The organism is Thalassobellus citreus (assembly GCF_044385915.1).
Classification (GTDB): Bacteria; Bacteroidota; Bacteroidia; order Flavobacteriales; family Flavobacteriaceae; genus Thalassobellus; species Thalassobellus citreus.
Genome location: NZ_JBISCC010000109.1, coordinates 56,731 through 67,102 on the forward strand (window position 1 = coordinate 56,731; position 10,372 = coordinate 67,102).

At 32.6% G+C, this 10,372-nt stretch carries 5 protein-coding genes; 3 read left to right on the forward strand and 2 right to left on the reverse strand.

Annotation, left to right across the window (positions count from 1 at the left end; genetic code table 11):
* Positions 1-4: 4 nt before the first annotated feature.
* From rplI to hisS, 3 genes are all read left to right on the forward strand, one after another.
* The gene (gene rplI / locus ACH5TX_RS01755) at positions 5-451 is read left to right on the forward strand and encodes a 50S ribosomal protein L9 (RefSeq protein ID WP_439334673.1); all 447 of its coding nucleotides are present in this window, start codon (positions 5-7) and stop codon (positions 449-451) included.
* Between the two features lie 98 nt (positions 452-549).
* Positions 550-1,017 carry a DUF6495 family protein gene (locus tag ACH5TX_RS01760; RefSeq protein ID WP_439337839.1) on the forward strand — a complete coding sequence of 156 codons (468 nt, stop codon included), beginning with the start codon at positions 550-552 and terminating at the stop codon, positions 1,015-1,017.
* 148 nt (positions 1,018-1,165) lie between these two features.
* A complete protein-coding gene (hisS, locus tag ACH5TX_RS01765) occupies positions 1,166-2,536 on the forward strand; it encodes a histidine--tRNA ligase (protein ID WP_439337840.1) in 1,371 nt (456 codons plus the stop codon).
* Between the two features lie 97 nt (positions 2,537-2,633).
* On the opposite strand, the gene ACH5TX_RS01770 is transcribed toward hisS, so the two are convergent.
* Both ACH5TX_RS01770 and ACH5TX_RS01775 read right to left on the reverse strand, forming a co-directional pair.
* Entirely contained in the window at positions 2,634-7,097 is a 4,464-nt protein-coding gene (locus ACH5TX_RS01770; RefSeq protein ID WP_439337841.1) for a RemA C-terminal-like gliding motility protein, read from the reverse strand.
* A gap of 170 nt (positions 7,098-7,267) precedes the next feature.
* On the reverse strand, positions 7,268-10,372 hold a 3,105-nt coding region (locus ACH5TX_RS01775; RefSeq protein ID WP_439337842.1), incomplete at its 5' end, for an immunoglobulin-like domain-containing protein.

Sequence of the window (10,372 nt, forward strand, 5' to 3'; positions counted from 1 at the left end):
AACAATGGAACTTATATTAAAACAAGACGTTGAAAATTTAGGATTTAAAGACGATGTTGTAACAGTTAAGAACGGTTATGGTAGAAACTTTTTAATTCCTCAAGGACAAGCTATATTAGCTACAGTGTCTGCTAAGAAAGTATTAGCAGAAAACTTAAAGCAAAGAGCTTTTAAAGAAAAGAAAATAGTTGATGATGCTAACAAGATTGCTGAAGCTTTAAAAGCATTAGAAATTAAGATAGCTGCTAAAGTAGGTGCAGGAGACAAATTATTTGGTTCTGTAAACAACATTGATGTTGCTGCCGCTTTAGAAAAAGAAGGTCAAGCTATTGATAAAAAATTCATCACAGTTACAACTGTTAAACGTTTAGGTAAATATACTGCCGTAGTACGTTTACACAGATCTGTATCTGTAGATTTAGAATTTGAGGTTATTGCACAAGCAAGCTAATATCAAATATTTTAGTATAAAAGCCTCAACTTAGTTGGGGCTTTTTTTATTAAATTTATACGGTTTCTGTTTTTACGGAAATGTAAATCAAATTTTTAATGAAATATAGTAGACTTACAAAAGAACAATTTGAAGAATTGCACCAAGAGTTTATAAACTTTTTGGCAACACAATCTATAACTGCTGATGAGTGGGCTAACTTAAAAGAAAATAAACCAGAAATGGCTGAAATGGAACTCGACGTTTTTAGCGATTTAATTTGGGAAGGTGCATTAAATAAAGCAGAATATTTAGAACATTTTGCACCAAAACACATGTATTTATTTCGTTTAGGTGAAGAAAAAATGAATGCTATTGTTGTAAACGTAAAAAATGACATAGATATTACTACAAATGAAGGTTATAATTGGTTACGTGAAAATTTGATGGATGATAGTGTTGAGTTTTTACAAGCCGATAAAGATTATACCGATGATAAAAATTTAGATAAATTTAAAATGATTGAACAAGGCGCTGTAATTACTAAAGGCGAATTGTTTAACTATTTTAATAAGTTGATAAATTAAATTTTGTCATTCCTGTAAAGGCAGGAATCTATTTCAATTAAAACTATTATTTTTGTCTTTCCTCTTCATACTATAACAAAGGAGTTAGTGTGATGTGGATATATTCATAACAATTCATTAAAAAGATACCCGTTTTCACGGGCATATTATGGCTCAAAAACCAAGCATCCCTAAAGGAACCAGAGATTTTAACCCAGAACAGGTAGCAAAACGTAATTATATATTTAATACCATTCGTGGTGCTTTTCAAACTTACGGATTTCAACCTATTGAAACACCAAGTTTTGAGAATTCAGATACGTTGATGGGGAAATATGGTGATGAAGGTGATCGTTTGATTTTTAAAATTTTGAATTCTGGTGATTATTTAGCTAAATCAAATGAAGAGGCTTATAATAAAAAAGATTCAACTAAGTTAACCTCAAGTATTTCTGAGAAGGCCTTACGTTACGATTTAACAGTACCATTTGCACGTTACGTAGTACAACACCAAAACGAAATAGAATTTCCTTTTAAGCGTTACCAAATACAACCTGTTTGGAGAGCCGACAGGCCTCAGAAAGGACGTTTTAGAGAGTTTTTTCAATGTGATGCTGATGTAGTTGGGAGTAAATCATTATGGCAAGAGGTAGAGTTTATACAGTTGTATGATACGGTGTTTTCTGCTTTAAAATTAGAAGGTGTTACTATAAAAATTAATAATAGAAAAATTTTATCTGGGATTGCTGAAGTTATTGGAGCAAGTGAAAAATTAATCGATTTTACAGTCACTTTAGATAAACTAGATAAAATAGGTGAGGAGAAGGTAAAAGAAGAAATGCTTAGTAAAGGTATTTCGGAAGCTGGGATCTCTAAACTTCAACCATTATTTACATTATCTGGTTCTTTTGAATCTCAAATAGAAAGTTTAAAAGGTATTTTGTCTTCTTCTGAAGAAGGGCAAAAAGGTATTGAAGAATTAGCTTTTATAAATACAGCTATTAAAGAATTAGGTTTAACAACAGCAGCATTACAATTAGATGTAACGCTTGCACGTGGTTTAAACTACTATACAGGAGCTATTTTTGAAGTATCAGCACCAAGTACCGTTAAGATAGGATCTATTGGAGGCGGTGGTCGTTATGACGATTTAACCGGTATTTTCGGTATGAAAGATGTTAGTGGTGTTGGTATTAGCTTTGGTTTAGATCGTATTTATTTAGTTCTTGAAGAATTAGGATTGTTTCCAGAAACAGTTGCTAAAAATATTGAGGTGCTATTTATTAATTTTGGAGACAAAGAAGCTTTGTTCAGTTTGAAAGCCATAAAGCAATTAAGACAGCAAGGTGTTAATGCCGAATTATATCCAGATGCTGCAAAAATGAAAAAACAAATGAATCATGCAAATAAGCGTGCTATTCCTTTTGTTGTTTTGGTAGGTGACCAAGAAATAGAATCTAATACCTATACGTTGAAAAATATGGTTTCAGGAGAGCAGCTTAAATTATCTTTAGAAGCTTTGCCTAATCATATAAAATAAAAAAGTCCCGAACGTCAATTCAGGACTTGAAGTAAAATTAAGTTTAATCGTAGATTTGGGTGACTAACTTCAAATTTTTAATAAAGAACTTAACTTACTATTTTATTAATACTTTTTTGGATAGTTTACCATATTCTGTTTTTATTTCTATAATATAAGCACCTGTTTTTATTTGGTTTGTTTTGTATTCTATATAGTTTTTAGCAGTATTCGTGTTAAATTTGAATAATGATTGCCCTAGGATATTAAACATTTCAATAGATTCTAATGTATTAGAATTTGGGTTTTGAATAATAATACGTTTCTTTTCATTTGAATAGAAAGCTTCAATTTTATTAGTAGATTGTTTTTCTGATGAAAGTACTTGTGCTTTAGAAAAAGTGATTTCAAAACGATTTAAATATTCACCTGCACTTAAATAGATATCATATTTATTTTCTTTAAGATTATGATGCACATCAAGTTCTTTATCATGAATAAATATTTTTAAATCATCAGAAATATTTTTAAAATCGTCTAGGACTATGCTGTTTATACCATCATTTTTGGTGTGAATTCCAATGGGTAATATAGTTGTTTCATTTATTTCGTTAACACCTTGAATCGTATATTTTTTATCATTTAGTATCCAATACATATCGTCTACTTGTGTGTCTATGTATGGAGCATCGTAACCCCAGTCATATCCTGATGTAGCAGAAGAATCAGCCGTAATTAAAAGTTGTCTTCGAATAGTATTGATAGAATTAAAACCTATTCGAAGTTTCGTTCTAGTATCTGTATTTTGTTTGTAACTTGATGTTTTATTTTGTTTAGTGTTTTCAGATTTAGCAAAAACAGAATTTATACCGTCTTCTATTTGAAAAACACGCTGACTATTATTAAATTGTATAGTACCACCATTTTCTGCTGTTACAAAGAATCCTTGAGCTACTGGTATGTAGCGACCAGGTGTTTTTGTTGGTGTTCCTCCTGTACCTACATCTGGGTCGTTTGTACCTTTTGCAGCAGCAGGTACACCTCCAGATAGTGAATAAGTTGCGTAACCTCCTTGATATTCTCTTAAAATATGAGAGCCACCTCCCCAATGTTCCCAAAAATAAAGAGTCCCATTTATGTTAGCACCTACATCTGTTCCTGTAATAGTAGGACCATTATCAGTAATAAACTTATGAGCGTCAATAGCAGACGGGTAGGGGTTTCCAACTAGGTAATCGTTTCCTGCGCTAATAGTTAAATTAATATCGCCGTTATTTGGTTTTCCTTCAAGTACGTAATTTTGAGGTGTTGAAATAGAACCGGTACCAGGACCTTTCATAGTGAAACCTTCTCCAATTTGCATAGTTCCTGTGCTTCGAACATGTTGCCATTTAGAATAGTTGTCGCTTTGTTGGTTGCTAAATTTCCAAATCCAATAATCAGATACTGCAACAGGAGATGCTGTTCCATTATAACCCGAGGTTAAAAAGCCAACATTTGTAAATATATCTGGGAGTTTATAACTATTGTTGTTTGTTGAGTTATTAGAAAAACCAACTGGAGATGACCAATAGTTGTACGTATAAGTATCGGCAGTTCCTTGTTGATCTTTCTCTAAAGTACCTGAACTTGTAGGTTCTAGGCTGCTTTCTATATTTTGAACTAATTGAGATTCTCCTTGTAAATCTATTTTTCCATCTAATTTTATATACCAAGAATTAAATAATTCAGAATCGCCATTAATTTCTAATGTGTTACCGCTATCAATAATTAAACCTGTAGTTGAATGACTTGTATTTGTTTGTAAATTACCTTTTATATATACTATAGCACAATCTGGATGTGAACTATCAATATCCCATATATTGCCTTCAAGCCAATTACTAGAATCTGACCAATTACCAGAACAAGATTCGGTTGTTACATATGGTAAAGGAGCAGTTTGGGTATCTATTATTTTTGTGTTAAAAATTTTAGTTCCAGAGCCAACATCAATGCTCGGTGTTGATAAATCATCAATGATATCATCTTTGTATGTATCCATTCTGTAATAACGTATTAAATGAGACCAATTTAAAGGCGTAGATGTGTTAGTGATTTCGTTAAAATCAGTAATGTCTTTAGGAATAATACTTCCACGAATTACACCAGCATTATCTTCTATTTCTTGATGTACTATTTTGTGTAATTCATTTTTAGTAAGAGCTTTATTGAAAAGGCGAACTTCATCAATATAGCCTTTGAAGTAGTTGCTATTTGTATCTGGTTTTCTGCCAATTGTAAAGCTTGAAGTATCACTGTTAAAAGCACCACTACTAGTAGATGCCGAAGCAACTTCAACTCCATTTATATAGAGTTCAAAATCTCCAGTTGCACAATCACAACTATATGAAGTAGCAACATGTATCCATTGGTTTGTTGTTAAAGCAGAACTGCTTGTTAGGGTATTACCATCCGCATAAGCTGTAATGGTTTTATCTGAATTAAGTTGTAAATAAAACACATCTTGTCCAACAATTATTTGTGAACCAGAAGTTGTAGGGTCAATTTTAATCCATGCCATTATGGTAGACTCGGTCCATTCATTAATAATGGTGTTTTCAGAAGCGTAATCATTTCTACCATCAAAATATAGTTGTAGTTTTTGATTGATATCTCTTGGTGAGCCAAAAACCGCATCATTTGTATCAAATAAATCTAAAATACCGTCATTATCACTATCATTTGTGTCATCAATAATACCATCATTATTTGCGTCTAAACTAGCATATAAAGTATGAGAAATATCGTTAGTTGATCCATCTGATGTTGTGTCTAAATAATCTGGAGTGCCATCGTTATCTGTGTCTGCAACATAATACTCCCATCCAGTACCTATTGATCCTTGATTAGAATTCCCATAAGCTGTAGCCATAGTACTTCCATTAAAAAAATCATATAAATCTAATATTCCATCAGTATAATATTCTAAGGTTCCATCAGAATCTATATCAGTTTCTCTTACTGCATCAGTGTCAAGTCCATCACCAACACCATCACCTGTAATGTCTCCATCTCCATTTTGATAATTAGTATCAGTACTGTTTCCAGCCCCAGATTCATCTACATCAAAAATAGTATCATTATCGCTATCTAAATCTAAATAATTTGGTGTTGAATCTCCATCAGAATCTAAAGTTGTATGCCCTTCACAAGAGTCGTGCATACCATTTGCATTTGTATCTACCCATGATGCAACACTGGTTAACATTGCTTTACCTTCGCTATAATTTCCTAAACCAGCTTCAACAACATCTGGAATACCATCATTATCAGAATCTAAATCAAAGACATCGGCTACACCGTCGTTATCAGTATCGCATAATGTTTGAGAAATAACAATATCGTCAATAGCTAAATCGTTACCGCCACCACCAACTTCGTTATTAATAAAATAAACATAAAATTCACTCACATTAAAAGTTAAACTAGCAGAGAATTGATGCCAACTATTAGCGGGATCTCCATTAATAGAAGGTGGAATATCTCCTGTTGCAATAGAAGCCAATACATTATTGTTTACATCTCTAAATTCAACTAATATATCTGGTCTAAGTCTAGTTGCTATACCTGGAGCTGTTGAGGTGTCTAAGTTTAAAACCCAAAAACTGTAAGTTATTGGTATATTGGGTAAAGCTCCAATAATTGTTGCTGTGTAAAAAATACCTGGATCGTAGGAAGCATTAAACATAGCCATTCTACCATTTGTATCACCTGATGTATGATCTTCTCCTGTGTACCAATAATTATCGGCCCAAGAAGCAACTTCTTCAACAGGAGTGTCATTGATACCATCACCATCACCAGCTTTATAATATACGGTATATTTTCCGTCGTTTAAATTTATTTTGTTTTGATTTGGACATTCTGTAGTATTTACACCTACTGTACCATCTTCATAACAATATGAAGTAGTGGCATCATAAGTAGTGTTTATAGTTGTTCTATTACCTTCACCAAAAGTTTCATTTAAAAACTTATAATTTGTTGTTGAAGAAATTGAAGATATTTGACAAGCAAGTTCTTCTTCAGAATCTGCAATACCATCGTTATCGTCATCTATATCTATATTATCAAGAATACCGTCACCATCACTATCAAAAAAGTTTTGTTCTGCCCGTGCTTCAATATCAAATTGATACGAAGATTCATCAGAATCATTATTTGAAATAGTTATTGTACTTGTTTTGGTACCTAATGTTAATGAATTAAAAGTAATGGTAAACGTAGTACTGTTTCCTGCATTTACAGGGGTTGAATACGGAGTTCCTGTTATAGAGAAATCTGTAGTATTAGATAAGGAGATGTTTGTAATTATTAAATTAGAGCCTCCTGTATTGCTAATAGAATAAGTTCTAGATATTAATGTACCAAAATTAGCTGTTCCAAAATAGGTATGGTCAATGCTAGAAGGTGAAAAATTATTATCAACAATTTCAATGTTATTACCAAGAACCTTTATTTCTTGAGCATTGATATGAGATGATAAGAAAATACTAGATATGAGTATTACAACCCAATATTGGTATTTAGTAGCTTTCATAAGTAGGTTAATTTAGTTTGGGACTAAATTTTTGTAATATAATTACGGTACTAATATACTGTTTTTTTACATATAAACCGATTAAAAGCTTTTTTTTTCGATAAAACGCATGTAAAAAAGGTCTTAAATAATTTTAAGACCTTTTTTATAAAGTAAGATTTTGTTATTTTTTAATTACTTTTTACAAACCTTTTAGTCATTAATTGTTCTCCATCATTTACTTCAATAAAATATGTTCCAGCTTCTAGTCTGTCTACAATTATTTCTTTGTTAGTTTTTCCTGTCAATACAATTTGACCAAGAGAATTAATAACTCTATAGGATACAACATTAACTTTTTTGGAAAGTTTAATATTTAATACATCACCTTTAACAGGGTTAGGATATAATGAAAGCTCATTTTTTGAAATTTCGTTTAAAGTAATATCTAATGTTTTTTCAGTCCCTGTAGATGTACTAGATTTTGCACTAGCAGAATTAGAGCCAAAACCAGTAATAATAACTTGATCTATATAGATTTGATCATTATTTCCTGAAGCATCGCACCTTAATCTAAATTGAGCGTTTCCAGTTAAGTTATATTGCGAAGCGTTAAGTGTAACAACAAAATTACCAAAAGCACCATTGTTGAAATCTGTACCTCTTGCCCATGTATCAATAGTTACGAAACCAGACCCATCGTTATATTGTAGCCAGAAATCTTCACCGTTCTCCATACTATTTGAGTAGAAATGAAAGTTAAATTCTACTTCGTTAAATGATGATAAATCAAATGTTGGTGATGTCATTGAAGATGCCACACCTGAATTATCTCTTATCCTAATTGAATAGTTTCCTTCAAATGATCGTGCAGCATCCGCTCTTCTTGCGCAATCACTACCTCCATCAGACCAGCCATCCCAACCAGATTCAAAGTATCCTTCGTGAATTATTACATCGGTTGGTGTATTAATCACATTCACTGTTCTAGTAACTTGCGTTGCAGGATTTCCAGCGGCATCAGAAACATTGTAAGTAATAATATAAGTACCTGCTACATTAGAATTAACAGTATCACCACCAATAACAATGTTTGCAGAAATATCACCATCTTTATTATCAGAAGCTGTAGCACCTAATTCAGAATAAGTATCACCAGCATTAATATCTATAGACGTTGCTCCCGTAAGAGTGATAACAGGTGCCGTTGTATCATTTCCTTCAACTCCAGTTAAATTTATATTATCTATCGCAATATCAGCTTGCCAAGTACTACCAACAAATCTATTAAAACGAAGTTGGATGTTTTCACCAGCATATGAGTCTAAATTCAAAGCAACGTTAAACCAAGAATTTCCTTGATTACCAGATTGGTTCCATATACTTGTCCATGAATCACCATCATCATTACTAATTTCTAAATCGATAGTTCCCATATCAGCAGCACCATACATATGATAAGAAAAGCTAAACTCTACTTCACTTAAACTGCTAAAATCGAAACAAGGAGAGTTTATTATAGCTCTTCTGCTAGGGTAATTGGGTGTTGAAGCTTCAACAAAGATATAATAACTTCCATCGGTAGCAGATGAAGGTCCTGTGTTTGAAGAAGGAGTTCCGCTGGCATCAACTGTCCAGTCTATATCATCTCCACTCGATTGTGTCCATGCTCCTAAGGTATTCTCAAAACTTTCTGAATATGGAAAAGATGTTATCCCACCACTACATCCAGAAATAGGATCTGTTATATTTATTGTTCTGCTAAGTTGATTGGCTGGGTTACCAGCAGCATCGTTAACACTATATGTAACAACATAAGTGCCAGCTAAATTAGTGTTTACTGTATCTCCACCAATAACAATATTTGCAGTAATGTCACCATCAATATCATCGGTAGCTGTAGCCCCTTGTTCGGTATATATATCACCAGTATTTAAGTTAACTGTAGCTGGTCCAAATAAAGATATTATTGGAGCAGTTGTATCAATAATAACACTTACGTTTACAATTCTAGTAACTTCTGTGGCTGTATTACCAGATGAGTCAGTAACATTATATGTTATAATATAAGTTCCTACTGAATTCGTGTTAACTAAATCACCGCCTATTATAATATTTGAAGAAATATCACCGTCAACATTATCGCTAGCTGTTGCTCCTTCTTCAGAATAAGTGCCGCCAATATTAATATTAACAGTAGATGATCCTATTAAAGTAATAATTGGAGCAGTAGTGTCAGGTATCACATTAACTGTTCGAGTTACTTCAGTAGCAGCATTTCCAGCTGCATCGCTAACATTATATGTAATAATATAGGTTCCTAGGATATTTGTGTTAACAATATCTCCGGCTGTTATAATATTTGAAGTAATATCTCCATCTTCATCATCAGTAGCCGTAGCTCCTAATTCTGTATAAGTGTCTCCTAAATTTAAATCTATATTAGAAGTGCCGTTTAAAGTGATAGTTGGAGGAATAATGTCAGGTCCTGAACTTTCAATTATTATAGTATAATCTTCAACTTCACCATATTGAAATGTTTGACAAGAAGTCGGGGTGGCATTATATTGCATGGAAACTCTCATTCTCGTAGAATTTTCTAAAGCATTAGTTGGAATAGTGAAGTTTCCACTAACAGTAGTTGAGTTTGTTGCAGCTTGATTAAAAACCTGTTCACCAGCGTCTGTAAAAAGACCATTACCATTATAATCAATCCAAACAGAGTAAGCTTCATTATAAACAGTACCTGTCCATGTAGGAGTAATTGTAATTGTATATTGAGAATCTTTTGTTAGAGTAGTTGAAACCCCTGTAAAGTCAGAATAAAACTGAGCATTAGAAGTGTTGTCGATAGTATTTAATTGTACTCTACTAATATATTCATCATTAACATTCGTACTAGCAGAAGCGCAATAATTTACTGCGGTTGTAGAGAAGTTAGTTGACGCTGTATACGCAGAAGTAGATCCAGAGCATACACTTCTAACTTGCACTTCATAATCAGTAGAATTGCTTAACCCTGATAAATTGTAAGGAGAAGAAGAAAGGCTTAAAATATCAATCCATGTAGACTCACCAATTTCTCTATATCTTAAATCAAATGTATTTCCAGCAGTTGAGTTCCATGAAATAGAAGCAGTAGTAGCAGTTGTAGAAGCAGCTAAATTAGTAGGAACAGCAGAAGATGTAGGAGTTAACAATACATCTGCTAAATTAATAGTTTGATAATCATTAATGGTTTGATTAGAAAGGGTAAGCGATTGATAACAATCCGCTTCAAATAAAATATCGTAAGT

Excerpts from the sequence above, each read along its gene's own strand:
- rplI (WP_439334673.1), top strand. The coding sequence starts at position 5 with ATGGAACTTATATTAAAACAAGACGTTGAAAATTTAGGATTTAAAGAC.
- ACH5TX_RS01760 (WP_439337839.1), top strand. The coding sequence starts at position 550 with ATGAAATATAGTAGACTTACAAAAGAACAATTTGAAGAATTGCACCAA.
- hisS (WP_439337840.1), top strand. The coding sequence starts at position 1,166 with ATGGCTCAAAAACCAAGCATCCCTAAAGGAACCAGAGATTTTAACCCA.
- ACH5TX_RS01770 (WP_439337841.1), bottom strand. The coding sequence starts at position 7,097 with ATGAAAGCTACTAAATACCAATATTGGGTTGTAATACTCATATCTAGT.